This window comes from Rhodoferax sp. WC2427, assembly GCF_040822085.1.
GTDB lineage: Bacteria > Pseudomonadota > Gammaproteobacteria > Burkholderiales > Burkholderiaceae_C > Rhodoferax_B.
The window spans coordinates 3,195,937-3,221,844 of the sequence record NZ_CP162006.1 but is presented as its reverse complement, the minus strand read 5'-3'; the positions used below and the strand labels follow the sequence as shown (position 1 = coordinate 3,221,844).

Below are 25,908 nucleotides of genomic sequence, written 5' to 3'. Positions count from 1 at the left end.
GGATATGCGCCCGGCGGCGCAGTAACTTTCTTTTGCGTGGCCAAAAGAAAGTCACCAAAGAAAAGGCCACCCCCACTGCCAGCGCCCTCCGCTGGCGCTACGGGAACCTGCGGTGCTCGCTTTGGGCGGGGTCTGGCTAAACTCGCTGCGCTCAAACAGACGCCAGCCCTGATCCGCCCAAAGCTGCGCTCCTCGGCGCATTGCAGAGGGGGACCCCGGGGAGCGGGATCGGCCCGGCGCTGCCGGGCATCGCGCCTAGGGCGCGACAGGGGGTGCTTAGCCAATGGGGGTCGGATCCCAATTGCGCGCTGCCTGCTGGCGGGGCGAGCCTTGTGCTTCCCGCATTTGGGCTCCGACCCCTATTGGCGGTTCGGAGTCAACGTCTCAAAGTCCAACCTCAACCGGTCGCACCTTCCATGCTGAACGTCAAAAACATCAACCAATACTACGGTGGCTCCCACATCTTGCGGGATGTCAGCTTGCAATGCACCAAAGGCAAGGTCACCGTGCTGCTGGGGCGTAATGGGGTGGGCAAGACCACCTTGCTCAAGTCGCTGATGGGGCTGGTGCCTATCAAGACCGGCAGTATCGAGCTCGACGGCAAGGCCATCCAGGGCTTTACGCCGTACGAGCGTGCCCGGGCGGGCGTGGGCTTTGTGCCGCAGGGCCGCGAGATTTTTGCCCGGCTCACGGTGGAAGAAAACCTGCGTATGGGCCTGGCCTACAAGAGCGCCAGCACGCCGATACCCAGCGAGCTGTTCACGCTGTTCCCGGTGCTCAAGCAGATGATCCATCGGCGCGGCGGCGACTTGTCGGGCGGGCAGCAGCAGCAGCTGGCGATTGCCCGTGCGCTGGCGGCGGGGCCGAAGCTGCTGATCCTGGACGAGCCCACCGAAGGCATCCAGCCCAGCATCATCAAGGACATTGGCCGCGTCATCCGCATGCTGGCCGACCGGGGCGACATGGCGATTCTGCTGGTGGAGCAGTACTACGACTTCGCCCAGGAGCTGGCCGACGACTACCTGGTCATGGAGCGCGGCGAGTTCATCGCCCGCGGCCTGGGCAAGGACATGGAAGCCAACGGCGTGCGCAACCTGGTGGCAATTTAGATTGCTGCGGTTTTTATAGCTGCTTACGCTGATGGAATAAGCGCTATCGGCATATTTGGCTAGAAAAACTAGGCGTACACATCCTTGCCCTGCGCGACGCGTTCGCGCAGCTCGGCCAGCATTTCGCGCTCTGAAAGGTGGTCCGCCCAGACCGGGCGCAACTGGTAGTGCGGCTTGTCGACCAGCGTGGTCCAGGCGCCACCCCATTCCAGGCCGAGGTCCATGCCGAGGGCACCCACCACGTCGTACGACGGGGATTCGCCCAGGTAGGTTTTTCCATTGAATACGCCGATGTCGAACGCAATGCCAAAGTTGTGGTTCGATTCCCCGCCTTTGGCATTGGTCACCCGCCGGCCCGGCTTGGTGCGGCCCTGGGCAAACAGGGCATCTTGCTCCGCAAAGGTTCGGGTGCCGCCGATGATCTTGATCTCGATGCCCACGGATGCCGCGCGCTGGACCAGGCTTCGGGCATGGGGGGCGACTTGCGGATGCAGCGTGGCGATGGTCTTCTCGCTGCGTTCATCGACCTTGCCCACAAACAAGGCTGTCTTGGGCAGCGCTTTTCCCGCAATGCGCTCGAAGATCGCCTGCCAGGTCTGCGGCCCCGCCCGGCCGTCCACGGTGACGTTCACGAGCTCTTGCACTTTGCGAATCACGGTATCGGTGTTCATGGGGGTTCCTCCGGGTAGTGGACGTTGCGGTGGGTGGTGAGCGGGTGGCCGCACTGGGAAATTTAGCCCCGATGGCGGTTTTCGGCATCCCTCATTCGGGGGATGCCGGGGCTGGCACCGACGGCGGCGCGCAGGGTGGAGCCGCGTTGCGGCGCTGGCGAGGCCGCGCATTTAAAGGTAACAACTTCATACAATTTCATGTGGAAGGCGATAAAGTGAGGGCTGTCGCACCCCTGTTGCACCCTAGTTCCTTCACTGGACGAAGTTCTAAGCCCATGACCTCTTTTTTCCAACGTGTGCTGGCCAAGTTGTTTGGTGGTGCGCCTTCTCCTGCCGCTCTGCCCGCCGCTCTTCCCTCGGGTGCGCCTATTGCGCGCGCTGGCCGTACCCCGCCGGTTGCCAGCCCGCCGTCGGCCGCTGCGGCACCGGCGCCCGCTCCTGTCCACCCCAAGCTGGTCGCCCTGGCGGCGCGGCGGCCCTTGATGGGCGCCAACGGGCAGGTGGCGGGTTTTGAGTTCCGTATCGACGACCGGGCCCTGCGTAGATTGGCGATGGGCGCTGACCCGGTGGCCCAGGCGGCGCACGTGGCCGCGGTGCTGGTAGCGGCGCGGCTGGTGGCCATGGACGGGCGCATTGGTTTTGCGCGCCTGCCTGCGGCCTTGCTGGCCTTGGCGGTGGTGCCTAAAAATGACACGGGCACGGTAATTGGCGTGGAGTTCAATGCGGCGGCGACATCTTTGTCCCCCGAGGTGATGCAGGGCGTAGCCGCCAAAGTGGCCGAGTTCCGCGCGGTGGGGGCCAAGCTGGCTTGGGGGGCCGAGCAGTCCATGGGCTCCAAACCCGACTTCCTGCTGGTCCGGGCCACCTCGCCCGAGGCGGTTGCCGGGCTGGTCGCTGCGGTCAAGGCACCCCCGGCGGGCCTGGAAAACATTCCGTTTATCGCCACCGACATGGCCAGTGTGGACGACCTGGAGCGCACCCTGCAGGCGGGCGTGCGCCTGGCCAGCGGCCGCCTGGCCGCCTCCGACATGGCTAAAACGGTGGCCGAAGCCAGTCCGCTGGCGCCCGAAGTGGGCCGCGTGGCGCTGCTGATCAGCAAGCTGGCGGCGGGGGCCGACACGGCGGTGATCGTGGGCGACATCAAGGGCGACATTGGCGTGTCGGTGCGCCTGTTGCAGCGCATGAACAGCGCCAGTTACGCCCACCTGGGCGGCGTGGGCAGTATCGACCAGGCGGTCATGCTGCTGGGCCGCAACGACCTGCACCGCTGGCTGTCGTTGATGCTGATGCAGTACGCGGGCAGCCGCCAGCTGTCGTCGGCCCTGCAAGAGGTGGCACTGTGGCGCGCGCGGCTGGTCGAGCTGCTGGCCATGGAGCGCGGCGAGTCCGAGCCGGGCCGATTCTTCACCTTGGGCCTGGCCTCGATGCTGGGCCTGATCCTGAAAATGGCCCCGGCCGAAGTGGTGGCCACCCTGAGCCTGCCACCCGAGGGTGCGCAAGCCCTGTTGTCGCAGTCCGGCCCCTGGTTTGTCTACCTGCGCACCGCGCTGGAGGTGGAAAACCAGACTTCCAGCGAAGCCAGCGTGGTCGCCGATGGCTTTGCCAGCGCCGCCCGTGTGCTGGAACTGTCGGGCGAAGCCTGGGCCTGGGCGGCCGAAAACACGGTGCGCGGAGCGACCCCGGCAGCCTGATTCGACTTACTATGGTTTTAATAGCTGCTCATGCTGATGGAATAAGCGCAGGGGCCTGTTTTTACCCATAGATTCGCAGCGACCCAGGTCGTGGCAGGCAAGCAAGGTGTTTGACACCCGTGCGCAGCCTGCGCGCGGATCTTTGCGGTGAAGTGCAAACGCCTTTGATCTGGCGCAAAATTACCGCGGCGGCTTGTGGAAACATCTGCGCATGGCGGTTTTTGCCATGCACTTTGGAATGCCATGCAGACCTTTGAAAACCACCCCGAAAGGCATGGTCCGGCGCCACTGGACCTGCCGCTGAAACTTTTTCTGGCCCGCTTGTCGCAGGGCCTGTCGCCAGCGGCGCTGGCCCTGGCCTATGCCGACTGGTTGGTGCACCTGGCGGTGTCGCCGACCAAGCACGCCGAGCTGGCCGAAAGCGCGTTGCGCAAGTCGGTGCAGTGGTGGCAGTACCTGCCGCAGTCGTGGGCCGGGGGCTGCCCGCCCTGCGTGGAGCCGACGCAGCGGGACCGGCGCTTTGCGCCGCCGGAGTGGCATACCCCACCGTTTTCCACCCTGGCCCAGGCTTTTTTGCTGCGAGAGCAGTGGTGGCACGAGGCGATGACCGGCGTGCGCGGCGTGTCGCGGCACCACACCGAGATGGTGAACTTCACCACGCGGCAGTTGCTCGACATGGGCTCGCCCTCCAACCTCATCGCCACCAACCCGCAGGTCTTGCGGGACATATGGAGCAGCGCCGGTAGCCATCTGCTCAACGGCATGGGCAATTGGTGGCGGGACGCGCTGGCGGTGCTGGGCGATGACAAGCCGCGCGGGGTGGATGCGTTCAAGCCGGGCAGCACGGTGGCCGTGACGCCCGGCACTGTGGTGTTTCGCAACCACCTGATGGAGCTGATCCAGTATGCGCCCAGCACGGCGGAAGTGGATGCCGAGCCGGTGCTGATGGTGCCGTCCTGGATCATGAAGTACTACATCCTGGACCTGACGCCGGACGACTCGCTGGTCAGGCACCTGGTGGGGCAGGGCAAGACCGTTTTCATGGTGTCCTGGAAGAACCCCGATACCCACGACCGCGACCTGGGCCTGAACGACTATCTGGAGCAGGGTGTCCTGACCGCGCTCAAGACGGTGCGCAAACTGCGGCCCCGGGCGGGTATCCAGGGGGTGGGCTATTGCCTGGGGGGCACCTTGCTGGCGATCGCGGCGGCCAGCCTGGGGCGGGCGGAATCCAATCCGCTGAAAACCCTGACCCTGCTGGCCGCCCAGACCGACTTTCGCGAGCCGGGCGAGCTGGGGCTGTTCATCGACGAGAGCCAGATCGCCTTCCTGGAGGACCTGATGGCCGCACCCGGCTTCCTGGATGGGCGCCAGATGGCCGGGGCTTTTGCGCTGATGAATTCACGGGACCTGGTGTGGTCCAAGCTGGTCCATGAGTACCTGATGGGGGCCCAGACACCGATGACCGCCTTGCGCGCCTGGAACGCGGACGCCACCCGCCTGCCTGCCCGCATGCACAGCGAATACCTGCGCCGCCTGTACCTGCGGAACGATCTGGCCGAGGAGCGTTACCGGGTGGCGGGGGTGCCAATACGGCTGTCGGACATCCAGATTCCGATGTTCGTGGTGGCCACAGAAACCGACCACGTGTCGCCCTGGAGGTCGGTCTACAAAATCCAGGGGCTGGCGCACAGCCCGGTCAGCTTTGTGCTGACTTCGGGTGGGCACAACGTGGGCATCGTCAACCCACCTGGCGGGCCGTTGGCGCATGCCAAGGCCAGCTACCGGTTTGCCACCCATGCAGTGGGCCAGGCACCGGCAGACCCCCTGGATTGGCTCAACACCGCCGAACAGTTCCCGGGCTCGTGGTGGACCTGCTGGAGCGACTGGCTGGGCCAGCACGCGGGCCACAAGATTGCCGCGCAACCGGTGGCCCAGCCCCTGCTGGACGGTGCCCCCCTGGCCGCACCGGGCCGCTATGTGCACCAGGGGTAAGCGGGGGCCCTTCAGTGCGCGTTGGGGCGGTACCCTGCGCTGTTGAACGGGCTGGCGATGGCGTGCTGCCAAGCCTGTAGCACGGGCTTGAGCGGGTCGTCTACCGGCATTTTCAGGAGCTGTTTGCTGCCGTCCATCTGGTCGACCTGGGCCTTGATGGCCGAGGCCCCCAATTGCTGCCAATACGCCAGCGCGTTTTGCATATTGGATTGCAGCAGCGCCGACTGCACGGACAGCAAGTCGTTGGGGTCGCAGGGTTTGAGCAGCTTTTCTGCCGCGGCCTCATGCTGCGCCAATGCCTGGTGGGCCACCTGTTGCTGCAGGGTGCGCAAGGCCTCTACGTTTCGGAGCATGGCGCAGGTGCCTTCTGCGGCCATCGCCATCTGGCGGCGGCCCCAATCGGCAAAAATGTTCCAGGGCGCCAACCCTGCGGACGGTGCCACTGGGCTCGTGGCGGGGGAGCGGGTTTTGTCAGTCATGGCATTCCTTTGCGGGTTTGGAGGAAGATGTAAATGCGGCGGCTGTGCCGTGGCATCGGCGTCAGCTTGATGTCAGGGTATTCAGGCTGATAACTTATTCTGGTCACCGCACGCCACAATGTCTTTGATCTGGCGCAATTTTCAGCCTGCAGCTTGTCACTAAGCTTGGCGCTATCGGGAGTAGAACTTCAATGGGAAATTTATGAGCGTACGCCACCTGGAAGCCTTGTTCCATCCCCGTTCGGTCGCCTTGATCGGCGCTTCGGACCGGCCCGGCAGCCTGGGGTCTTTGGTGCTGCGCAACCTGAAGCAGGGCGGTTTTCAGGGGCCGCTGTGGCTGGTCAACCGGCGCCACGCCCAGGTGGACGGCGAGCCCGCCTGGCCCGACGTGGCCGCGCTGCCGCAGGTGCCCGACCTGGCCGTGGTGTGCACCCCCGCGCACACCGTGCCCGGGCTGATCGCCGAGCTGGGGCGCAAGGGCACCCGGGCGGTCATCGTCATCAGCGCGGGCCTGAAGCAGCCCAGCCCCGACGGTACCGGCACCCTGGAGCAGGCGATGCTGGAGGCCGCCCGGCCCAGCCTGCTGCGCATTCTGGGGCCCAACTGCATCGGCGCGCTGGTGCCCGATGTGGGCCTGAATGCCAGCTTTGCACCCGGCAACGCGTCACCCGGGCGGCTGGCGTTTGTCACCCAGTCGGGCGCGCTGGCCACTGGCATGCTGGACTGGGCCCAGGCCCGGGGCATCGGTTTTTCCCACTTCATTTCCCTGGGCGACAGTGCCGACGTGGACTTTGGCGACGTGCTCGACTACCTGGCCAGCGACAGCGCCACCCGGGCCATTCTGGTGTACATGGAGTCGGTCAAGGCGGCGCGCAAATTCATGTCGGCGGCACGGGCGGCGTCGCGCAACAAGCCGGTGATTGTGGTGAAGGCCGGGCGCGGTGCCGATGGCGCGCGCGCGGCCGCCTCGCACACCGGGGCGCTGGCGGGGGCCGATGTGGTGTTTGACGCGGCTTTTCGCCGGGCGGGCATGCTGCGCGTGGACACGCTGGAGGCCTTGTTCGATGCGGCCGAAACCCTGGCCCATGCCCGGCCCGTGCTGGGCGAGCGCCTGGCGATCCTGACCAACGGTGGTGGCCTGGGGGTGCTGGCCGCCGACGCGCTGGATCTGAATGGCGGCCAGTTGGCCCTGCTGAGCCCGGCGACCCTGGCCGCTTTGAGCGCCTGCCTGCCCAGCACCTGGTCGCATGGCAACCCGGTGGATATCGTGGGCGACGCCCCCCTGCAGCGCTATCTGGACGGCCTGCAGGTGCTGCTGGCGGCCCCCGAGGTGGACGGCGTGCTGTTCATGCATGCGCCCACCGCCATGGTGTCGGCGACCGACATCGCGGCGGGCTGTCTGCCCCTGCTGGCACAGGCCGGTAAACCGGTGCTGACGTGCTGGCTGGGCGGCACGGTGGTGGCAGCGGCGCGTACGGCCATGGCGCAAGCCGGTCTGCCCAGCTACGACACCCCGGAGCGGGCGGTGGCGGCCTGGCTGCAGCTGGTGCAGCATGCCCGCAACCAGGCGGCGCTGTTGGAACTGCCAGCCAGCACGCCCCAGGCATTTTTACCCCAGCGCGACCAGGCGCAGGCCCTGGTGGCCCAAGCGGCCCAGGCCGGACAGGAATGGCTGACCCAGGCCCAGGTGCAAAACCTGCTGGAGATCTACGGCATACCCACCCAGCGCAGCCAGCGGGCCTCCACGGTGGACGATGCCGTGGCCTGTGCCAACCGCCTGGGCTTTCCGGTGGCGCTGAAAATTGTGTCGCCGCAGATCGTCCACAAGTCCGATGTCGGTGGCGTGGCGCTGGGCCTGGACTCCGAGGCGGCTTTGCGCACCGCGGCCCAGGGCATGCTGGAGCGGGTGGCCCGCCTGCGGCCGCAGGCCGAGGTGCAGGGCTTCACGGTGCAGGCCATGGTGCTGCGGCCCCAGGCCCATGAACTGATTGTGGGCATCAGCACCGACCCGGTGTTCGGCCCGGTGCTGCTGTTCGGCGAGGGGGGGACGGCAGTGGAGCTGAGCCAGAAGCATGCGGTGGCGCTGCCGCCACTGAATGCCGCGCTGGCGCGGGATCTGGTCCAGCGCAGCGGTCTGGCCCGGCTGCTGGCGGGCTACCGCGAGCGCCCGGCCGTGCCCGAGGCGGCCTTGCTGGACACCCTGCGCCAGGTCGCACAACTGGCCTGCGACCTGCCGCTGCTGGCCGAGCTGGACATCAACCCGCTGCTGGCCGACGCTCAGGGCGTGCTGGCGCTGGATGTGCGCATACGGCTGCACGGCCCGGGCCGCGGGCAGCCGGTGGCGCCCGCCATCCGCCCGTATCCGCAAGAGCTGGAGCACACCGTGGCCGTGGCGGGCACCCTGCTGCGGGTGCGGCCGATCCAGCCCGAAGACGGCGAGCGGTTGCAGGCGTTCTATGCCCATGCCAGTGCCGCCGACATGCGTTTGCGCTTTTTTCTGACGCGCCGCGAGGTGCCGCATTCCGAGCTGGCCCGCTACAGCCAGATCGACTACGACCGCGAGATGACTTTCATTGCCCTCACCCCGGGCGACGCTGCCGCCCAGGCCATGGCGGCCGAGATCCGGGTGGTCTGTGACCCCGATAACCAGACGGCAGAGTTCGCCTTGCAGGTGGCTTCCGCCTGGCAAGGCAAGGGCCTGGGCCGCCTGATGCTGGACGAGATGCTGGCCTACCTGCGCCAGCGCGGCACGCAAGAGGTGGTGGGCCAGTGTCTGGTACAGAACAAGGCCATGGCGGTGCTGGCCCGCAAGGCCGGGTTTGCGGTGCAGCCGGGGCCTGCCGCGGATATTTTCTCGCTGCACCTGGCACTGGGCGCGCAGGCGGACCCCTCTGCCGCGGGGGCCTGACATGTGCTTTTCCGCCACCGCCAGCTTCACGGCCAGCGTGTTTCTGGCGGGTGTGGGCTCCGTCACCTGGACGCAGGCACGCACGCCCGGCGAGCGGCCGTTTGCGGCCATTCCGTTGTTGTTTGCGCTGCAGCAGGCGATCGAGGGCGTGATTTGGCTCACCTTCCGCTACCAGGCGCCTGCGCTGAATGTGGGGCTCACCTACGCCTACGTGTTTTTTTCGCACGTGCTGTGGCCAGTGTTTGTGCCGGTGGCCGTGTTGCTGCTGGAGCCACCGGGTCGCCGGCGCCGGACGCTGGTGGTTTTCGTGCTGGCGGGCAGCGTGGCAAGCGCCTGGCTGCTGTACCAGGTGCTGGTCTACGGCGTGGTGTCCCAGCCCTTGGGTCAGCACATTGCCTACCTGGCACCGCATTTTTTTGCCGTGGTGACCATGCTGCTGTACGTGGTGTCCACCACCGTCAGCCTGTTGCTGTCCACGCAGCGCATGGCCCGGGTATTCGGGGGGCTGGCGCTGCTATCGCTGGCGGTGGCCTATGGGGTGTACAGCACCTGGTTCATCTCGGTCTGGTGTTACCTGGCGGCCATGTTGAGCGGCGTCGTGTTGCTGCATTTCAAGGGGCAGGCCTTGTTGCAGCGTTGGGGGCAACACCACCCTTTGGGCTCGTAATCCACCGTGTTGGGGCGGGGGTCAGTGGGTGGTGCTGGCGCGCTGTTCGTCACCGTTGAACGTGTGGGCCAGGGAGTTCTGCCAAGCCTGCAATATGGGTTTGAGCGGGTCTTCGGCCACGGGCGTCAGGATGTGTTTGCTACCTTCCATCAGATCCACCTGCGATTTCAGCGCAATGGCGCCCAGCTGCTGCCAGTACTGCATCGCACCTTGCACCATGGACTGCAGTAAGTTGGATTGGATGGCCAGCAACTCACCAGGTTCGCAGGGTTTTTGTAGCTGTTGTGCGGCCAATTCGTGTTGCGACAGAGACTTCTGGGCGGTTTGTTGCTGCACGGAGCGGGTCGCTTCAATATTGCGGAAAACGGCACATGCATTCTCGGTAGTGATAGCCATTTGCCGCCGTTGGAGGTCGGTCAAAAAGCTCCAGGGTCCGGCCAGATTCTGGGTGGTGGGCGCCTGGGCTGCAGGGGATCGGGATTTTTCATTCATGATGCACCTTTCAGTAAAAGCCACGCGGGGATACGGCCGCAATGGCCCTATCCAAGGCCAGTATGGTTCATGGGTTTTTGGGACGCAGACCGGTTCTTTGTAATATCTGCAACAAAGCTTTTAAGTTGTCGCATACCCGTATGGGGGCCCAACCGGTGTTACCGCGACCGTAAACGCGGCCACAGCAGGTTCAGCACCAGGCCCAGCATCACCAGCGCCGCCGCCACCAGCTTCCACGCGGGCAGCGGCTCACCCAACCACCAGGCCGAAGCGCCCATGCCAAACACCGGCACCAGCAAGGCCGTGGGCGTGATGGTGGCCGCCGGGTGGCGGGCCAGCAGCCAGCCCCAGGCGGCGTAGCCAAACAGGCTGTTGCCCCAGGCCTGCCAGGCCAGCGCCAGCCAGCTGGGCAGATCGGCCTGGCTGATGGCGGTGCGCCAGGCGCCGGAGCCTTCCAGCACCAGCGACAGCAGCAGCAACGGCGGTACCGCGAACGCGCTGGACCAGACCACGTAGGCCAGCATGTCCACCTTGCCCGCCTGGCGTGAAGCCGTGTTGCCACCCGCCCACGACAGCGCCGCGCCCACCACCATCGCCAGCCCCAGCGGCGTGGTGCTGCCGTCGGTGTGCAGCACGATCACCGCAATGCCCGCCACCGCCAGCAGCAGCGCGCACCACTGGAAGGCCTGCACCCGCTCGTGCGTGGTCCGCATCGCCAGGCCGATGGTGAAAAACACCTGCACCTGCACCACCAGCGATGCCAGCCCCGGCGAGATATGCCCCTGCATGGCCATGTACAGCAGGCCGAACTGCCCCACGCCAATCAGCAGCCCATATGCCGCCAGGTTGCGCCAGCTGGCCGCCGGGCGCGGCAGAAACAGCACCGCCGGCAGCAGCGCCAGCGCAAACCGCAAAGCGGCCAATAGCAGCGGCGGAAAATGCACCAGCGCCACCTTGATCACCACAAAGTTGCTCCCCCACACGGCCACCACGGCCAAGGCAAGTAAAAAGTGGCGCAGGGGGAGGGACGTGGGCATGGGTGGTAACTATGGTTTTTGTAGCTGCTTACGCTGATGGAATAAGCGCTGGAGGCTTATTTATTATAAATTCTATCTGCGCGGCAAGGAAGCACCTGCCGGGCGTTCCTGGCCGTTGCATACAAACGTGTGCGCTCCTAGAATGAAGAAACCAACCCAGGAGCCCGACATGGATGTCTCTTCAGTCTATCGGCAGACCGCACAGCCGACCTCTGCTCCCCAGCAAGCGCAAAACCGTGCGGCCCGGCCCGACGATGCGGACCTGAAAAAGGCCTCCGAGGTCCAGGAATCCAAGCCGCCCAAACCCGTGGTCAACAGCCAGGGCCAAACCACCGGGCGCATCGTCAACACCACCGCCTGAGCCTGCGCTGCGGGGTTTGCCATGGTCAGCAGCAGCATCGCCTTCAGCAGCAGCGCGGCACCGTCGCTCTCGGCGGATAAAACGCGCGTGGTCCAGGCCCGGCGCGATGCCGAGCAGGCCCAGAACACCGCCGACGACCTGCGCCGCCAGGCCGACAGCGCCGACCGCACCGCCCAGGTCAGCCAGGAGAACGCCCGCGCCCTGGCCGAACGCAGCAACCAGCTGGTGGCCAACTACGTGCAATCCCTGCGCACGGCCCAAAACGAGCCCCGGGCGCCCAGCCCGAGCCCCGTATCCCGCCTGTACGCCGACCCGCCCACGGCATCGCTGTTGCTGCCGCCCGTGGTGAATGCGCAGGGCCAAGCGACCGGACAACTGGTCAACCTCAGCGCCTGATACCATGGCGTCGGGCCTGCCCCCATTGGCAGGCCACGTCGCTCGGACGGTTCCGGGCGCTTACGTGAGAATTACCCCATGGCTGCATCCCCCGCAGGCAAGCGCCGTTTTGCGCGCATTGACCGGCTTCCCCCCTACGTCTTCAACATCACGGCCGAACTCAAGCTGGCCGCGCGCCGCCGCGGCGAAGACATCATCGACATGAGCATGGGCAACCCCGACGGGGCCACCCCGGCCCACATCGTCGCCAAGCTCACCGAGGTCGCGCAGCGGCCCGACACCCACGGCTATTCGGCCAGCAAGGGCATTCCGCGCCTGCGCCGCGCCATCAGCAAGTGGTACCAGGACCGGTATGCGGTCGACATCGACCCCGACAGCGAGGCCATCGTCACCATCGGCTCCAAGGAAGGCCTGGCGCACCTGATGCTGGCCACGCTGGACCGCGGCGACACCGTGCTGGTGCCCGACCCCAGCTACCCCATCCACATCTACGGCGCGGTGATTGCCGGGGCCGACATCCGCAGCGTGCCCATGGCCGAGGGTGTGGACTTCTTCGGCGAGCTGGAAAAAGCCATCCGCGGCAGCTACCCCAAGCCCAAGATGATGGTGCTGGGCTTTCCCAGCAACCCCACGGCACAGTGCGTGGAGCTGCCGTTCTTCGAAAAAGTGGTGGCCCTGGCCAAGAAGCACGACATCTTCGTGGTGCACGACCTGGCCTATGCCGACATCACCTTCGACGGCTGGAAGGCCCCCAGCATCATGCAGGTGCCGGGTGCCAAGGACATTGCGGTGGAGTTCTTCACCCTGAGCAAAAGCTACAACATGGCGGGCTGGCGCATCGGCTTCATGGTGGGCAACCCCGACCTGGTGGCGGCCCTGGCGCGCATCAAGAGCTACCACGACTATGGCACCTTCACGCCGCTGCAGGTGGCCGCCATCGCCGCGCTGGAGGGCGACCAAAGCTGCGTGGCCGAGATTGCCGCCACCTACCAAAGCCGCCGCGACGTGCTCTACAAGGGCCTGATGGAGGCCGGTTGGCAGGTCGATTGCCCCAAGGCCAGCATGTACATCTGGGCGCGCATCCCGCCGCACTACGCGGCGCTGGGCTCGCTGGAATTTGCCACCCAGCTGCTGGCCAAGGCCAAGGTGTCGGTGTCGCCCGGCATCGGCTTTGGCGACCACGGTGACGGCCATGTGCGCTTTGCCCTGATCGAAAACGAGGCCCGCATCCGCCAGGCGGTGCGCGGCATCAAGGCCATGTTCAAGGCCGATGGGGTGTCTGCGGCGTGAAATTGTTTCAGGGCGTTGCATCTTGACCATAATCGGATGCCGCTCTATTCTGGCTTGGCTAACCTATTTGGGACATGAACCGCATGAAAAATGATCCGAGGACCGAGGCGAACAGTCGCCTGCAGGCGCTGCTGGCGCGAGAAACCGGTGCGCCGGTGTCGCCCGCCGTTCAGGCCGAGCTGGGGGCCATCCTGGATGCAGCCCTGGGCAGCCCGGACCCCGCCAGCCTGCCGGTGGTCAACCGCGAGGTGACCATTCTGGTGGCCGATCTGCGTGGTTTCATCGCGCTCACCTCGTCGCAGCCCGCCGGCACCATCGTGACCATGCTCAACCTGTGCCTGGAGCGCATGAGCGAGGTGATCTACCGCTACCAGGGGGTGATCGACAAGTTCACCGGCGACTCCATGACCGTGCTGTTTGGTGCGCCCGTGCAGCGGCCCGACGACGTGATGCGCGCCATGGCCTGCGCCGTGGAGATGCAGCTGGCCATGCGCCTGCTCAACGACCAGTACCAACGGGGCCGCATGCCCGAGCTGTTCATGGGCATCGGCCTGAACACCGGCTCGGTGATTGCAGGCCGCTTTGGATCAGAAGCGTTTTCGCAGTACACCGTGATCGGCAACCAGGTCAGCCTGGCCTCGCGTATCGAGTCCTTCAGCCTGCGCGGCCAGGTCCTCATCAGCGAAACCACCTACCAGCGCTGCCACGGCACGGTGTCGGCCACCGAGCCGGTGGAGGTGTTTGTGGCGGGCAAGCTGGTGCCGGTGAAGGTGCGCGAGCTGATCGCCATCCCCAGCCTGCACCTGAAGGTGCCGCGCCAGGAGTTCCGCCGCAGCCACCGGGCCGAGGTCCGCATCCCCTGCAGCCTGCAGATCCTGGAGGGCACCACCGTGCTGCCCAACGCCATCAAGGCGCATATCCTGGACATCGGCTACCACGGCGTGCTGGTGGAGCTGGACCTGCCCATCGAGGTGGGTTTTGACGTGAAGCTGAACTTCGACATGACCCTGGTGGAATACCCGGTGACCGATATCTACGCCCGGGTGATGAAGGTCAAGCACGAAGACGGCCACCTGCTGGCCGGCCTGGAGTTCACCGCCCTGGGTGCCGAGACCAACACCAAGCTGCAGATGTTTGTGCAGATGCTGGTGGGTGCGGGCTAGGCTTTTGATAGCTGCTCACGCTTATGGAATAAGCGCTAGGGCCTGATTTTGTCTACATTGCCCAGATGCGGGGGCGGGTGGCCGACAAGCCCCAGAAGTGCGCCCGCCACGCCGCCCACACCTGTTTGACCAGGTCCATCGCGGGCTCGACCAGCGGGGCCAGCACCCGCACCACCACCACCTGGCCGTCGGGGCTGGTGGCGCCAGCCGTACGGTGCAGGCTGTGGGCGTCGATCACCTGCCGGGCCACATCCAGCGCCGCCGCCTGCCGGTGCTTGTCCAACTTGCTGCCCGCCAGAAAGAACAACGAAGCCATGCACTTGTAGCCCGCCAGGCCCAGCGGGCTGTCCATCAGGCGGCTATCCCGCGCATCGATGCAGCCGCGCTCCAGCCACACGCCGGGCAGCTCCAGGTGCTGCACCAAGCGGCCCTGGGCAAACGGCTGGTTCGCCTGCGGCAGGCCGAAGGCGGTCACGTCCCAGCCGATCAGTTCCGCGCCGGGCGCCAGTTGGAAGCGGACCCGGTTTTCGGCATGGCACTGGTGGTAGCAAATCGCCTCGGTGGGCAACCACTCCAGCCGCCCGCCAGCGGCGACCTGGATCTGGGTGTTTTGCAGCGCCAGTTCGCCCGCCGAACGGTAAAAACGCGTGGCTCCAGGCGTGGTGATCAGGCCGTGGGCACCGGACTCCACCTGCACGGTGATGTCCAGCGTGTCGCCGCCGACCAGCCCGCCGGGTGGGTGCACCAGCACGTTGTGGCAGATGGCGTCGCCCTCGGGGTACAGGCTTTGCAGGATGCGCAGCGGGCCTTTGTGCTGGTGGCGGGCCACGCTGCGGGCGGCTTCGAGGCGGTAGTTCAGGTCAAGTTGGGCGTGCCAGGACATCGTCTAAATAATGGGTTAGGACTTGCGCAGCGCCCCTGTATCGCCCTTCGGGCTTACAGGGCCAACTTGCGTAAGTCCTGTGGGTTCAGGGTGGATCGGAAGGAAGAAGGCCCGGTGGCAAAAATGCATGCCGTGGAATGGGCGGCTCGGCTGGCTGCCAGCCGGGCAGGGCGCGGGCCTTGGCGCCACCCCCGGTGCGCAGCATCAGCGCGCCCGCAGGCCGCTGGGGCTCGCCCAGTACCGAGCGGCCATGGGCCGGGGCGAAGCGGCTGCGCAGGTCCTGCACGTGGGCCATCCGGCTGGCACCGCCCTCCATGGTGTCGCCGTAGCGCTGCAGCACCAAAAAGGCGGTGTCGATCAACCGGGCGTTCAGGGTGGTGTGGCCGTGGGCCAGCAGGTTGTCTACCGCCCCTCGGGGGTCGCCGTGCAGGCTCAGCGAGATCGCGCTCTCGGTGATCTTGGTGATTTGGGCGTTGCAGGCGCGGATGCGTTCGGCATGGGCCGGGTGGGCCGCCGCCGCGGTGATGAGCAGCTCGCTCAAGGCCCGGGTGGTGCAAAAACGCATGCCCAGCGCATCGATGGAGGCCTCGATCTTGTCGATGGACACCCGCCGCTGCGCCAGCACACAGGCCAGGGCCAGCAGGTTGGTGGCGGCTTCAAAGTCGAATTCGGGGGTGGTGAGCTGCCCGGCCAGCATCTTGGCGGTGTCCACCGCTGCGGGGTACTGCTGCTCCTGCACCTGCACCAGGGCGGCGATGGTGGCGGCCTGGCGCTCGGTGCGCAGCGGGTCGGCGCTGCGGGCGGCCACGCGTTTGAAATCCTCCTGGCAGCGCAGCAAGGCTTTTTTGTCGCCGGACTCCAGCCGCAACACGGCCAGCAGCACCAGGGCCTGGCAATCCAGCATCTTCGAGTCCATGCCCATGCGCACGGTGCGTTCCAGCAGCTGCTCGGCCTGTTTGCGGTCGCCCACGTAGGCCATCAGCATGCCGAAGTTCTGGGCCCGGGTGATGGAGTGGGGCGAGAGCTGGGCGGCGCTCTGGTAGGCCTCCAGGGCCTGCGGGTGCTTGCCCAGCTCAAACTGGGCCCGGCCCAGCATGTCGAAGGCGTCGGCGTAGTCGGGGTTCTCGGCCAGCAGCTTCTCCAGCGCGCTGGCGGCCTTGGAGGCCTGGCCGCTTTCCAGCAGGGTGCGGGCGATGCCCAACCGGGCCCAGAGCATGGGTTTGGCCGCAATCACCGCGTTCAACAGCGTCAGCGCCCCCTCGAACTGCCCGGTGCGCAGCAGCAGATCGGCACCCATGCGCGCCGCGTACAGCCAGAACGGGCCTTTGGCGGCAAAGCGCTGCAGGCACAGGCGGGCGGCCTGGTCGAAGTTGCCGTTGTCGATGGCCTCGAAGATCTCGCGCAGCGACAGCTTGCGGGTGCGTGCCTGGTACAGCCGCTCGCCCAGGCTGTTGGCGCTGTGGGGTTTGAGCAGATAGCCGTCCAGCGCCGATTCGGCGGCATCGGCCACCTTGGCGTAGGTGGCTTCGGCGGTGACCATGATGAATACGGTGGAAAACGGCAACAGCTGGTTGCGCCGCAGGTCGTCCACCAGGTCTTGCCCGGAGAAGCCCCGGCTTTCAAACGCGTGCTCGCACAGCACCACGTCAAAGCGCTCTTGCTCCAGCAGCTTGCGCGCGGCGGTGGTGTTGACGCACTGCACCACCTTGCCCAGGCCGAACTCCCGCAGCTGTGCCACCAGGATGGAGCGGGAGGTGGCGTGGCTGTCGATCACCAGCGCCTGGCTGGTGGAGAGATCGTCGGGACGGGGTTCCACGGAGATCGGGCGGCTTCAGGCTTGCGCGTTGAGCAGCGTTCCCAGCACCGCATCCTGGGTTTTGAATACGCTGAGGTTGGCCAAAAATGCGTTCTTGGCCTGCAACTGGGCCACCACGTCGGCCTCCAGCCCCGTGCCGGGCTGGCTGGAGCGGGTGATCTGGGTGCTGGCACCGCCGCCGGTCTGGGTGCTCTGCGCGACCTGCAGCGGCTGAAACCCTTCGGTCTGGCTGTTGGCGATGTTGTGGGCCGACACCTGCAGCCGCGTTTGCGCCGACTGCAGGCCCGACAGGGCGATCGAAGCGGTGGAGGAAGTGATGTTCATGGGGTGCCGATCAGGGACCGCAGCAGTCCAACAGGTAGGTGCCCGCAAACCACACCAGCCCGCCGCAAAACAGCACGGCCGCCACGCACACCGCCAGCAGGCGGCCAAAGCGGGGGGTGATTTCCTGGTACGCAGGAGGCGGGGTTTCTTCGGGCATGGGGCATCTTTAGCGGTTGCAGAACAGTTTTAGTATGCACCCGAAAGCGCTTAGTTCCACTTGAGATAAAGCCAACCGCACATCGCCGCGCCGACCAGCCACAGCAGCCAGGTTTGCGGCACCACGTAGGGGTAGAGCATCAGCGCCAGCCCGGTCCCGGTGAGCACGCCGCGTGCGTTGCGGCGGCCCCGGCGGTAGGACACATAGCCGATGAGGCTAAACAGCAGCATGCCCGCCAGGTAGGCCGGGCTGGGCAGCGCCAGGCCAAGGGCCGACAGGTTGGGTATTTCGTTCATGGGGGAGCAGCAAGACCCGAAGGGGGAGCCCCCATTCTAGGATCAGCGGCTGCCCACCGGCGGCTGGCCGGGCCGCCCCGGAATCAGGCCCAGCATGTGGTCCGAGATGCCGCCGTCCACCAGCAGGTTCTGGCCGGTGACGTACGCGGCGGCCGCGCTGGTGAAGAACGCCACCGCCGCGCCCACATCCTCGGCCTGGCCGATGCGGCCCAGGGGCACCAGGGCCTGGCGCTGCTGCAGCGTGGCCGCGTCCAGGTAGACGGCTTCGGTCAGCGGCGTGCGGACCATGCCAGGGCACACCGTGTTGACGCGGATGCCGTCCACCGCCCATTCCTGCGCCAGCTGGCGGCACAGCATCACCAGCGCAGCCTTGGCCGCCGAATACGCGCCGTAGCCGGGGTGTGGTGTCAGCCCTGACATGGACGCGATGGCGGTGATGCTGCCGCGGGTGCGTGCCAGCGCCGGGTAGGCCGCCTGGGCCAGCAGCCAGGCCGAGCGGGTGTTGAGCTGGAAGGTGCGGTCCCACTGCGCCACCGGCAGGTCGGCCAGGCGGCCCGGGCCGGAGGCCCCGGCATTACACACCAGGGCCGTCAGGTCGCCGCCGCCCGCCTGGGCCTGCGCCACCAGGTCGGCGCATTGCGCGGGCTCGGTGATGTCGCCTGCCACGCCGTAGGCGCTGGCCCCGGCATCGCGCAAGGCCTGCACCAGCGCGTCCAGCCGTGCGCCGGGTTGCGAGGCCGCCGCGCTGATGTGGATGGGGACGCCGTCCTTCTGCGCCTGGGCCAGCAGTGCGAAGCAGATGCCCTGGCCGATGCCACCGGTGGCACCGGTGACCAGGGCGTGCACCGCGGTGGAGTGGGCCACCGCTGCCATCACATCTTGCACAGGGGCGAGGGTGCGGGCGTCAGCGACGGGTCGAAGCGCTGCTCGATCACCGCGCGCAGCACACCGTCGGCCACCTTGGCGCGGCCCACGTAGTTGGGCAGCACCAGCTGGTTGTCTTGCGCGCGCATGGTCACGTCGCCGTAGATGGAGTCGATCTGGGCACCGCGCAGGGCCTTGCTGACATCGCCAGGCTTGACGCTGCCGGCCTTCTTCACGCCTTCAAAAATCACCTGGGTGCCGTTGTAGGCCCCGCCTTCGTTGTCGGACGGCAGGCGGTTGAACTTGGCCTTCCAGGCGGTCACAAAAGCCTTGTTGCGCGGTGTGTCGATGTCCACGGCGTAGGGGATGGTGCCGATGGTGTCCTTCAGCGCTTCGCCCGAGCCTTCGATCATGAAGTTCAGGATCAGCGAGTGGCCGATCAGCTTTTTCGCCGGGATCAGGCCGAACTCCTGCGCCTGCTTGGCAAACGCGATGGCGTCGCGGCCGGTTTCCGCCACCCAGATGGCTTCCACATTAGAAGCCTTGAGCTGGGCGATGTAGGGCGAGAAGTCCTTGGTGCCCATCGGCACGTACAGGCTCAGCGGCACGGTCTTGCCCTGGGCTTCCACGGCTTTCTTGAAGGATTCGCCCGAGTCACGGCCCCAGACGTAGTCGGCGGCCAGCACGGCAAACGACTTTTCCTTGAAGCCCTTGGCCCACTGGCCGATCATGGCCATGTCCATCGCGTCGGAATGGTTGGTGCGGAAGCTGCGCGGGCGGCAGGTGTCGCCGGTCAGCTTGTCGGACTTGCTGGCCACGGCAAAGTAGGCCGCGTCCCAGCGCTCCAGATTCTGCGCCAGCGCCAGCGAGATGGACGAGGGAATCGCCCCGATCAGCAGGTTGTAGCCGTCGCGCGCCAGTTTTTCGGCCACGCGGCGGCCCGCGTCGGGCGTGCCTTCGTCGTCGGCCGTCTGCACCTCGACCTTGCGGCCATCCACCCCGCCTTTGGCGTTGGCCTCGTCGATGGCGAACTGCACGGCGCGCATGACTTCTTCGCCCTGCTGGGCAAACACGCCCGACTTGGACGACACCAGGCCGATCTTGACGGGCTCCTTGCCCTGGGCCAAGGCGGCCAGGGGCAGGGCGGCGGTGAGTGCCAGGGCGGCGAGGATGCGGTTTTTTGTGAACATGGTTTTGTCTCCTGAATCAAATTGCCGGAAGCGGCCCGGTTGCCGATAAAAAAGGGAATGCGCCTTAAACCATCACGTGGGCTTCGAGATCTTGTAGGCAGGCCTTGCTGTTCTCCACTGGGCCTTCGGCCACCACCGCGCCCTTGGCCATGGCGCAGTAGCGTGCGGCCACGCGCACCACCAGGCTCATGTTTTGCTCGATCAGCAGCAGGGCCGTGCCCTGGTCGGCCACCCGGTTGAAAATTACCGCCAGCTGGTCCACGATCACCGGGGCCAGGCCCTCGGTAGGCTCGTCCAGCAGGATCAGCGCGGGGTTGGCCATCAGTGCCCGGCCCACCGCCAGCATCTGCTGCTGGCCGCCCGACAAGGCGGTGCCCGGGGTGTGGGCGCGCTCCTGCAGGATGGGAAAGAGCTTGTAGATCTCGGGCACGTTCCACGGGCCCTTGCGGCCCACGGCGGCACCCAGCTGCAGGTTTTCTTCCACCGTCAGGTTGGCCACGATGCGCCGCCCCTGCGGCACCACCACCACGCCTTGCTGGGCCGCCATGTAGGGGCGCGGGCGCGGCAGGGTCTTGCTGCCCACGCGCACGCTGCCGCCGCGCAGCGCGGCCAGGCCCAACACCGTGTTGACCACCGTGGTCTTGCCCACGCCGTTGCGGCCGATCAGCGCCACCCGCTCGCCGGGGTGCACCGCCAGGCTCAGGCCGTGCAGGATGTGGGCGGAACCGTAGAACGCGTTCACCGCGTCGAGTTTCAACAGGGCATTCATGCTGTGCTCCCCAAATAGGCTTCGCGCACGCGCGGGTCGGCGCGCACGCTGGCCGGTGCGCCACTGGCGATCACCCGGCCGAGTTCAAAAACCGTGACCACATCGGAGATACCGAAGACCACGTCCATATCGTGTTCGACCAGCAGCACCGACACGTCCCAGCGCGAGGTCAGCGCCTTCAGGTGCTTGGCCAGGTCGTGCGATTCCTGCACCGACAGCCCGGCCATGGGTTCGTCCAGCAACAGCACCTGCGGGCGGCCTACCAGGGCCAGCGCCAGGTCCAGGCGGCGCTGCTGGCCGTAGCCCAGGTCTTCGGCGGTGGCGTTGGCCAGCGGCAGCAGGTCCAGCTCCTGCAGCACCGCGTCGGCATCGGCCCCGGAGTCGGCCACGCCCATCTTGTGCGAGGCCAGCTCCACCTGCTGGCGCACTGCCATCTGGCCAAAGATGCTGGTGCGCTGAAAGCTGCGCGACAGCCCGCGCATGCGGCGCTGGGTGGCGCCCAGGGCGGTCACGTCCTGCCCGGCCAGGTGCACCGTGCCACGGGTCAGGCGGGTGCGGCCGGTGATGGCATCGATCACCGTGGACTTGCCCGCGCCGTTGGGGCCGATCAGCCCGCGGATCTGGCCGCGCTCCAGCGTCAGCGAGACACCGTCCACGGCCTTCACGCCGCCATAGTGGATGGCCACGTCGTTGGCTTCCAAAACATAGTTGCTCATGGGGGTTCCTCTCAGTGCCCGGGCGCGGTGCGCAGGGCGGGGGTAGGTGTTTTGGCCCGGACCAGGCGGCCCAGGGCCCCGGCGATGCCGGTGGGCGAGAACACGATCACGGTGATCAGCGCCACGCCGAAGATGGCCATCCAGTGGTTGGCGTAGTCGCCCAGGATGTCCTTGGCCAGGAAGTACACAACCGCACCCAGCGCCGGGCCCCACAGGGCCTTGTAGCCACCCACCACCACCATCATCAGCGCCACGCCCGACAGGCTCCAGTGCAGGTTTTCCGGCGACACAAAGCCGGTGTTCAGCGCCGACAGCAAACCGGCCACGCCGGTCACCAGGGCCGACAGGGCGTAGATGGCCGCCCGCGGCAGCAGGGTGCGGATGCCGATGAAACGGGCCCGCTCCTCGTTGTCGCGCACCGCCTCGGTGATGCTGCCAAAGCGGCTGCGCAGCAGCAGGGCCAGGGCCAGCAGTACCAGCACCAGCACCGTCCAGCACAGCAAAAACATGTGCGAAGACTTCAGCAGCTGCGACATCGGCAGGCCAAACAGCGTGGCGGGCCATTCGATGTTCATGCCGTCGGCACCGCCGGTCAGGCCGCGGGAGCGCGAGGCCGTGAGGTAGAACATCTGCCCCACCGCCAGCGTCAGCATGCCAAAGGCCACACCGGGCACCCGCACAATCACCAGCCCCATTACAAAGGCCACGGCGGTCAGGACCAGCAGGGTGACGAGCATGGCCGCCTCGGCAGGCATGGCCTGCATTTGCAGCAGCAGGCCCACGCCGTAGCCCGCTGCGCCAAAGAACAGCGCGTGGCCAAAGCTGACCATGCCGTTTTGCCGCAGCAGCAGGCCCACGCCGCTGGCAAACACCGCGTAAATGATGGCCTGCGTGAGCAGCGACAAGACCGTGCCCGAGGTGACGGTGGCCGCCACCACGGCCCCCACTGCCAATGCGCCTGCGGTGGATAGAGTGATACGTTGGATAGACATGTTGATTTCCTCTTTCAGGTCCGGCTGCCGGCAAAGCCCGCGGGCTTCCAGACCAGCACGGCGACCATGATCACGAAGGGCAGCACCGCCGACAGGTCGGGCAGGTACACGGCACCCAGGGCCTGCACCATGCCTAGCACCATGGCGGCCACAAACGCCCCCACCAGCGAGCCCAGGCCGCCGACCACCACCACCACGAATGAATCGATGATCACGTCACTGCTCATGGACGGCGACAGCGACAGAAACGGCGCGGCCACCACCCCGGCCAGCCCGGCCAGTGCGGTGCCCAGGCCGACCACCCCGGCGCTGAGCACGTCGGTGTTCACTCCCTGCATGGCGGTGGTGGTGGGGTCGGTGCTGGCGGCCCGCACAAACAGGCCCACCTTGGAATAGCGCAGCCACAGGCTCAGGCCCAGCGCCACCAGCGCGCCCACGGCAATCACCGCCAGCCGGTAGGCGGGCACCGGCGTGCCCAGCAGGTCGACCGAGGTGTTCAGCGCCTCGGGGGCGGCCACCGACAGGTTGCTCTTGCCCCACACGCTCTGCACAAAGTCTTCGATGATCAGCAGCAGGCCAAAGGTCACCAGCACCACGCTGAGCGGGTCGCGGTCTTGCAGCAGGCGAAAGCCGTAGCGGTCCAGCAGCACGCCCAGCAGCGCCATCACCGCCGGGGCCGCCACCAGCGCCACCCAGAAGTTGCTGTGGCTGGCGATGGAATAGCCCAGGTAGGCCCCCAGCATGTAGAGCGAGCCGTGGGCAAAGTTCACCACCCGCCGCAGCCCATAGATCAGCGCCAGCCCCGAGCACATCACGATCAGCAATGCGCCGTAGACCAGGCCGTTGAAAAGGTTGATAGCCAACATTTTTGTGTCTCCTCCAGTTTTAAAAATGGGTCAGGCTGCCAGCGTCGCCAGGGCCGACTCCGGCGCACCAAAGGCCGTCCAGCCGCCGTCCACCGGCAGTACCACGCCGGTGATGTAGCTGGCCTGGGGCGATGCCAGAAAGGCAATCGCCTCGGCGATCTCGTGCGGCTCGGCCATGCGGCCCAGCGGCGTGCGGTGGGCAATGCCCGGCAGATCGATGGCACCTTTGCGGCCCAGCTCGGCCACCAGCGCGGTGCGCACGTAGCCCGGGGCCACGGCGTTCACGCGGATGCCATCGCGGGCCCACTCGCTGGCCATGGCGCGGGTCATGCCGATCACCCCGGCCTTGGCTGCGCTGTAGGCGTTGCGGGCGGGCAGGCCGGTGCTGCTGGCGATGGAGCCCAGGTTGACGATGGCGCGGTGGCCGGTGTCGTGCAGCATGGCTTTGGCCACCGCCTGGCTGACCAGGAAGGTGCCGCGCAGGTGCACGTCCAGTACCCGGTCAAAGGCGGCCACGTCTTGCGCCACCGTGGGACCGGTCTGGTCGCCAATGCCCGCGTTGTTGACCAGCACCGCGATGCGGCCCAGCGTGCGGGCCGCCGCAATGGCCGCGTCCACGCTGTCGGGCTGGGTTACGTCGCAGCCCAGGCCCAGGTGCCCGGGGCCCAGCTCGGCGGCGCGGGATTGGGCCGCCTCAGCGCGCAGGTCCAGCAGTGCAATTCGGTAGCCGCTGGCGGCCAGTTTTTGCGCCGTGGCCCAGCCGATGCCGTCGGCGGCACCGGTGACCACCGCGACCATGGGGAGGGTGGCCATGCTTCAGGCCAGGTCGGCAGGATTTAAGGAAAATAGGCTGCTAGCGCTTATGGAATAAGCGCAAGAAGCTATGAAAATTGTAGTAATTGGTTTTTGCATGTTTGTCTCCTCACTCGGTTTTGAAACGCGCGGTGTCTGCCGCCCTCTGTCAAAAAGCAGCTGAATTTTGGTTTGTAGGGGGCTTTAATTCACCAACGATTCGGGCCATGAACAGGACATTTCCTGCATGGCCCGCAGGGGTTTTCCCTAGTCAGGCCGCCGCGCCGATGCGTGGCGCGCCGCCAAATAAGCGAACACCACCCCCGGCCCCAGCGTGATGCCGGGCGCGGTATAGACCCCGCCCATGATGCTGTGCATGTCGTTGCCCACGGCGTACAGGCCGGGGATGGGGGTGTTGTCTTCGCCCAGCACGCGGGCATCGCCGTCGGTGGCAAAACCGGTGGATGCGCCGATGTCGCCGGGGTACAGGCGTACCGCATAGAACGGGCCTTCGCGCAGCGGGCCGAGATTCGGGTTTTTGCCGCCCGCGCTGGGGTCGCCCATGTTTTGCGAATAGGCGGTGCTGCCGCGCTGGAAGTCCGGGTCCACACCGGTTTCGGCGTAGGCGTTGATCTGGGCCACGCTGGCCTGCAGGTGCGGTGCGGGCATGCCCAGCTTCTGCGCCATTGCGTCGAGCGTGTCGGCCTGCACCAGGTAGCCGTCGGCCAAAAAGGGCTCCAGCCCCTTGCCACCGGGGCGCACCATACCGATGCCGTACTTGCGCAGGGCCTTGGCGTCGCACACCAGGTAGCCTGCCATGCCGGGCTGCTGCTGCAGGGCCAGCGCGAACAGGTGGTAAGAGGTGCTTTCGTTCACAAAGCGGTTGCCCGCCTGGTTCACCGCCAGCATGCCGGGCTTGGCGCGGTCCATCATAAAGTGCGGGAAAACGGCGGTGCTGCCGTCGGGCCGCTGGCGTTTCGATACCGGTGCCCAAAACGCCGGGCTCAGGCCGCCGGGGCCGTAGTGCGCACCGGCGTGCTGGGCCAGGCCGTGGGCCTCGCCGGTGTGGCCGGGGGCGGCCGGGCACCAGTCGGCGGCGATGCCGGGCAGCAGGTCCTGGCGCAGCTGCGGATGCCGGTTGAAGCCGCCGCTGGCCAGCACCAGGCCCTTGCGTACGGCCACGGTGCGGCGCTGCCCCTCTTGCACCAGCGTGACGGACTGGATGCCGTCGGCGCCGCGCTGGATGCGCTGCACCGAGGTGTGCAGGGCCAGGGTCACGTTGGCGTGTTTTGACAAGGAATGCAGCAGCCGCCCCACCAGCGCATTGCCCATCACCAGCCGGGTGCCACGCGGGTGGTGCAGGCGGTCGGTGGCGTGGCGGGTCAGCAGCTTGCAGGCGTGCCGGAACGAGCGCAAGGATTTGCTGAGAGCGAGCAAATGGTTGATGTCGGTGCGGTCCACCATCATGCCGCCGAGCACGGTGAATTCGGGGATGGGCGGGCGCACCAGCGGGAACAGCGGGCCCAGCAGGCGGCCATCAAACGGCAGGGGCTCCAGCGCCCGGCCGTTCAGGGTGGAGCCACCCAGATCGGAGATGTAGTCGGGGTGCTTGGGGTAGGCGCGGTAGTGCAGCTCGGTGCGGTTCTCCAGCACGTCCACCGCCTGCGCGCCATGGTCCAGAAAGGTCTGGCGTAACGCTGCCGGGCTGCGGTCGCCCACGGCGTTGTCCAGGTAGCGTTTCGCATCGGCCAGGGTGTCGGTGGGGTTGACGCTGGCGGAGTGCCGGGTGCCCGGAATCCAGGTGGTGCCGCCCGACCAGGCGGTCGTGCCGCCCACGTGGCCGGTGCGTTCCACCAGCAGCACCTGCTGGCCTTCGAGGGCCGCGAAGAGCGCGGCGGCCATGCCCGCGCCGCCCGCGCCGACGACCACCAGGTCGTAGGCGGAGGCTTCGGGCAGGGCGCTTAACGAGGAAAGGACCTGCATC

Annotated in this window: 26 protein-coding genes; 9 read left to right on the top strand and 17 right to left on the bottom strand. The window is 66.8% G+C overall.

The genetic code is table 11. The features are described from left to right. Positions 1–416: 416 nt before the first annotated feature. Positions 417–1,109: an urea ABC transporter ATP-binding subunit UrtE gene (gene urtE / locus AB3G31_RS15205; RefSeq protein ID WP_367846923.1), complete on the top strand. Its 693-nt coding sequence runs from the start codon at positions 417–419 to the stop codon at positions 1,107–1,109. Between the two features lie 68 nt (positions 1,110–1,177). On the opposite strand, the gene AB3G31_RS15200 is transcribed toward urtE, so the two are convergent. Beyond that, positions 1,178–1,780, bottom strand: coding sequence for a M15 family metallopeptidase (locus tag AB3G31_RS15200; protein WP_367846922.1), 603 nt, complete (start codon positions 1,778–1,780; stop codon positions 1,178–1,180). Between the two features lie 275 nt (positions 1,781–2,055). Between AB3G31_RS15200 and AB3G31_RS15195 the strand changes: the two genes are divergently transcribed. Both AB3G31_RS15195 and AB3G31_RS15190 read left to right on the top strand, forming a co-directional pair. Beyond that, positions 2,056–3,471 carry an HDOD domain-containing protein gene (locus AB3G31_RS15195; RefSeq protein ID WP_367846921.1) on the top strand — a complete coding sequence of 472 codons (1,416 nt, stop codon included), beginning with the start codon at positions 2,056–2,058 and terminating at the stop codon, positions 3,469–3,471. A gap of 243 nt (positions 3,472–3,714) precedes the next feature. Then, on the top strand, positions 3,715–5,466 hold the full coding sequence (locus AB3G31_RS15190) for a PHA/PHB synthase family protein (RefSeq protein ID WP_367846920.1): 1,752 nt from the start codon (positions 3,715–3,717) through the stop codon (positions 5,464–5,466). An 11-nt stretch (positions 5,467–5,477) separates the two neighbouring features. Here the strand turns inward: AB3G31_RS15190 and AB3G31_RS15185 are convergent, their stop codons facing one another. Then, positions 5,478–5,945 (bottom strand): phasin family protein, encoded by a 468-nt coding sequence (locus AB3G31_RS15185; protein ID WP_367846919.1) that lies wholly within the window; start codon positions 5,943–5,945, stop codon positions 5,478–5,480. A gap of 202 nt (positions 5,946–6,147) precedes the next feature. On the opposite strand from AB3G31_RS15185, the gene AB3G31_RS15180 reads away from it, so the two are divergent. Both AB3G31_RS15180 and AB3G31_RS15175 read left to right on the top strand, forming a co-directional pair. Beyond that, positions 6,148–8,853: a GNAT family N-acetyltransferase gene (locus tag AB3G31_RS15180; RefSeq protein WP_367846918.1), complete on the top strand. Its 2,706-nt coding sequence runs from the start codon at positions 6,148–6,150 to the stop codon at positions 8,851–8,853. Between the two features lies 1 nt (position 8,854). Beyond that, positions 8,855–9,520, top strand: a complete 666-nt coding sequence (locus AB3G31_RS15175; protein WP_367846917.1) for a DUF6629 family protein — start codon at positions 8,855–8,857, stop codon at positions 9,518–9,520. Between the two features lie 21 nt (positions 9,521–9,541). Here the strand turns inward: AB3G31_RS15175 and AB3G31_RS15170 are convergent, their stop codons facing one another. After that, positions 9,542–9,940: a phasin family protein gene (locus AB3G31_RS15170; protein ID WP_367846916.1), complete on the bottom strand. Its 399-nt coding sequence runs from the start codon at positions 9,938–9,940 to the stop codon at positions 9,542–9,544. A 230-nt stretch (positions 9,941–10,170) separates the two neighbouring features. Then, complete coding sequence (locus tag AB3G31_RS15165) at positions 10,171–11,049, bottom strand: EamA family transporter (protein WP_367846915.1); 879 nt, start codon at positions 11,047–11,049, stop codon at positions 10,171–10,173. A gap of 169 nt (positions 11,050–11,218) precedes the next feature. Here AB3G31_RS15165 and AB3G31_RS15160 point away from each other — a divergent pair, with 169 nt between their 5' ends. The 4 genes from AB3G31_RS15160 (at position 11,219) to AB3G31_RS15145 (ending at position 14,259) form a co-directional block, all read left to right on the top strand. Further along, positions 11,219–11,410 carry a hypothetical protein gene (locus AB3G31_RS15160; RefSeq protein WP_367846914.1) on the top strand — a complete coding sequence of 64 codons (192 nt, stop codon included), beginning with the start codon at positions 11,219–11,221 and terminating at the stop codon, positions 11,408–11,410. A gap of 21 nt (positions 11,411–11,431) precedes the next feature. After that, on the top strand, positions 11,432–11,806 hold the full coding sequence (locus AB3G31_RS15155) for a hypothetical protein (RefSeq protein ID WP_367846913.1): 375 nt from the start codon (positions 11,432–11,434) through the stop codon (positions 11,804–11,806). Positions 11,807–11,884: 78 nt separating this feature from the next. Further along, positions 11,885–13,096, top strand: coding sequence for an alanine transaminase (alaC, locus tag AB3G31_RS15150; protein ID WP_367846912.1), 1,212 nt, complete (start codon positions 11,885–11,887; stop codon positions 13,094–13,096). A gap of 83 nt (positions 13,097–13,179) precedes the next feature. After that, entirely contained in the window at positions 13,180–14,259 is a 1,080-nt protein-coding gene (locus tag AB3G31_RS15145; protein WP_367846911.1) for an adenylate/guanylate cyclase domain-containing protein, read from the top strand. Between the two features lie 52 nt (positions 14,260–14,311). On the opposite strand, the gene AB3G31_RS15140 is transcribed toward AB3G31_RS15145, so the two are convergent. From AB3G31_RS15140 to AB3G31_RS15080, 13 genes are all read right to left on the bottom strand, one after another. Further along, positions 14,312–15,142, bottom strand: coding sequence for an urease accessory protein UreD (locus AB3G31_RS15140; RefSeq protein ID WP_367846910.1), 831 nt, complete (start codon positions 15,140–15,142; stop codon positions 14,312–14,314). Positions 15,143–15,227: 85 nt separating this feature from the next. Continuing rightward, the gene (locus AB3G31_RS15135) at positions 15,228–16,958 is read right to left on the bottom strand and encodes a tetratricopeptide repeat protein (RefSeq protein ID WP_367846909.1); all 1,731 of its coding nucleotides are present in this window, start codon (positions 16,956–16,958) and stop codon (positions 15,228–15,230) included. A 15-nt stretch (positions 16,959–16,973) separates the two neighbouring features. Next, a complete protein-coding gene (locus AB3G31_RS15130; protein ID WP_367846908.1) occupies positions 16,974–17,282 on the bottom strand; it encodes a flagellar basal body protein in 309 nt (102 codons plus the stop codon). A 10-nt stretch (positions 17,283–17,292) separates the two neighbouring features. Then, positions 17,293–17,439, bottom strand: coding sequence for a hypothetical protein (locus tag AB3G31_RS15125; protein WP_367846907.1), 147 nt, complete (start codon positions 17,437–17,439; stop codon positions 17,293–17,295). 50 nt (positions 17,440–17,489) lie between these two features. Further along, the gene (locus AB3G31_RS15120) at positions 17,490–17,735 is read right to left on the bottom strand and encodes a hypothetical protein (RefSeq protein ID WP_367846906.1); all 246 of its coding nucleotides are present in this window, start codon (positions 17,733–17,735) and stop codon (positions 17,490–17,492) included. A gap of 42 nt (positions 17,736–17,777) precedes the next feature. After that, a complete protein-coding gene (locus AB3G31_RS15115) occupies positions 17,778–18,620 on the bottom strand; it encodes an SDR family NAD(P)-dependent oxidoreductase (protein WP_367846905.1) in 843 nt (280 codons plus the stop codon). Further along, entirely contained in the window at positions 18,608–19,789 is a 1,182-nt protein-coding gene (locus tag AB3G31_RS15110; protein ID WP_367846904.1) for an ABC transporter substrate-binding protein, read from the bottom strand. Before AB3G31_RS15110 ends, AB3G31_RS15115 begins: the two co-directional genes overlap by 13 nt. Positions 19,790–19,853: 64 nt before the next feature. Then, positions 19,854–20,558 carry an ABC transporter ATP-binding protein gene (locus tag AB3G31_RS15105; protein WP_367846903.1) on the bottom strand — a complete coding sequence of 235 codons (705 nt, stop codon included), beginning with the start codon at positions 20,556–20,558 and terminating at the stop codon, positions 19,854–19,856. Then, a complete protein-coding gene (locus AB3G31_RS15100) occupies positions 20,555–21,274 on the bottom strand; it encodes an ABC transporter ATP-binding protein (protein ID WP_367846902.1) in 720 nt (239 codons plus the stop codon). The genes AB3G31_RS15105 and AB3G31_RS15100 overlap by 4 nt, the downstream gene beginning before the upstream one ends. Positions 21,275–21,285: 11 nt before the next feature. Further along, the gene (locus AB3G31_RS15095; protein WP_367846901.1) at positions 21,286–22,266 is read right to left on the bottom strand and encodes a branched-chain amino acid ABC transporter permease; all 981 of its coding nucleotides are present in this window, start codon (positions 22,264–22,266) and stop codon (positions 21,286–21,288) included. Between the two features lie 14 nt (positions 22,267–22,280). Beyond that, complete coding sequence (locus AB3G31_RS15090) at positions 22,281–23,132, bottom strand: branched-chain amino acid ABC transporter permease (RefSeq protein WP_367846900.1); 852 nt, start codon at positions 23,130–23,132, stop codon at positions 22,281–22,283. A 30-nt stretch (positions 23,133–23,162) separates the two neighbouring features. Then, positions 23,163–23,945, bottom strand: a complete 783-nt coding sequence (locus AB3G31_RS15085) for an SDR family NAD(P)-dependent oxidoreductase (RefSeq protein ID WP_367846899.1) — start codon at positions 23,943–23,945, stop codon at positions 23,163–23,165. Between the two features lie 246 nt (positions 23,946–24,191). Next, positions 24,192–25,907, bottom strand: coding sequence for an FAD-dependent oxidoreductase (locus AB3G31_RS15080; protein WP_367846898.1), 1,716 nt, complete (start codon positions 25,905–25,907; stop codon positions 24,192–24,194). Between the last annotated feature and the right edge of the window lies 1 nt (position 25,908).

Bases quoted from the DNA above. Each gene is read 5' to 3' on its own strand.
- AB3G31_RS15165 (WP_367846915.1), bottom strand. From the start codon at position 11,049: ATGCCCACGTCCCTCCCCCTGCGCCACTTTTTACTTGCCTTGGCCGTG.
- AB3G31_RS15090 (WP_367846900.1), bottom strand. From the start codon at position 23,132: ATGTTGGCTATCAACCTTTTCAACGGCCTGGTCTACGGCGCATTGCTG.
- AB3G31_RS15105 (WP_367846903.1), bottom strand. From the start codon at position 20,558: ATGAATGCCCTGTTGAAACTCGACGCGGTGAACGCGTTCTACGGTTCC.
- urtE (WP_367846923.1), top strand. From the start codon at position 417: ATGCTGAACGTCAAAAACATCAACCAATACTACGGTGGCTCCCACATC.
- AB3G31_RS15080 (WP_367846898.1), bottom strand. From the start codon at position 25,907: ATGCAGGTCCTTTCCTCGTTAAGCGCCCTGCCCGAAGCCTCCGCCTAC.
- AB3G31_RS15100 (WP_367846902.1), bottom strand. From the start codon at position 21,274: ATGAGCAACTATGTTTTGGAAGCCAACGACGTGGCCATCCACTATGGC.
- AB3G31_RS15180 (WP_367846918.1), top strand. From the start codon at position 6,148: ATGAGCGTACGCCACCTGGAAGCCTTGTTCCATCCCCGTTCGGTCGCC.
- AB3G31_RS15140 (WP_367846910.1), bottom strand. From the start codon at position 15,142: ATGTCCTGGCACGCCCAACTTGACCTGAACTACCGCCTCGAAGCCGCC.
- alaC (WP_367846912.1), top strand. From the start codon at position 11,885: ATGGCTGCATCCCCCGCAGGCAAGCGCCGTTTTGCGCGCATTGACCGG.
- AB3G31_RS15185 (WP_367846919.1), bottom strand. From the start codon at position 5,945: ATGACTGACAAAACCCGCTCCCCCGCCACGAGCCCAGTGGCACCGTCC.
- AB3G31_RS15155 (WP_367846913.1), top strand. From the start codon at position 11,432: ATGGTCAGCAGCAGCATCGCCTTCAGCAGCAGCGCGGCACCGTCGCTC.
- AB3G31_RS15095 (WP_367846901.1), bottom strand. From the start codon at position 22,266: ATGTCTATCCAACGTATCACTCTATCCACCGCAGGCGCATTGGCAGTG.
- AB3G31_RS15125 (WP_367846907.1), bottom strand. From the start codon at position 17,439: ATGCCCGAAGAAACCCCGCCTCCTGCGTACCAGGAAATCACCCCCCGC.
- AB3G31_RS15195 (WP_367846921.1), top strand. From the start codon at position 2,056: ATGACCTCTTTTTTCCAACGTGTGCTGGCCAAGTTGTTTGGTGGTGCG.
- AB3G31_RS15190 (WP_367846920.1), top strand. From the start codon at position 3,715: ATGCAGACCTTTGAAAACCACCCCGAAAGGCATGGTCCGGCGCCACTG.
- AB3G31_RS15120 (WP_367846906.1), bottom strand. From the start codon at position 17,735: ATGAACGAAATACCCAACCTGTCGGCCCTTGGCCTGGCGCTGCCCAGC.
- AB3G31_RS15085 (WP_367846899.1), bottom strand. From the start codon at position 23,945: ATGGCCACCCTCCCCATGGTCGCGGTGGTCACCGGTGCCGCCGACGGC.
- AB3G31_RS15110 (WP_367846904.1), bottom strand. From the start codon at position 19,789: ATGTTCACAAAAAACCGCATCCTCGCCGCCCTGGCACTCACCGCCGCC.
- AB3G31_RS15200 (WP_367846922.1), bottom strand. From the start codon at position 1,780: ATGAACACCGATACCGTGATTCGCAAAGTGCAAGAGCTCGTGAACGTC.
- AB3G31_RS15175 (WP_367846917.1), top strand. From the start codon at position 8,855: ATGTGCTTTTCCGCCACCGCCAGCTTCACGGCCAGCGTGTTTCTGGCG.
- AB3G31_RS15160 (WP_367846914.1), top strand. From the start codon at position 11,219: ATGGATGTCTCTTCAGTCTATCGGCAGACCGCACAGCCGACCTCTGCT.
- AB3G31_RS15145 (WP_367846911.1), top strand. From the start codon at position 13,180: ATGAAAAATGATCCGAGGACCGAGGCGAACAGTCGCCTGCAGGCGCTG.
- AB3G31_RS15130 (WP_367846908.1), bottom strand. From the start codon at position 17,282: ATGAACATCACTTCCTCCACCGCTTCGATCGCCCTGTCGGGCCTGCAG.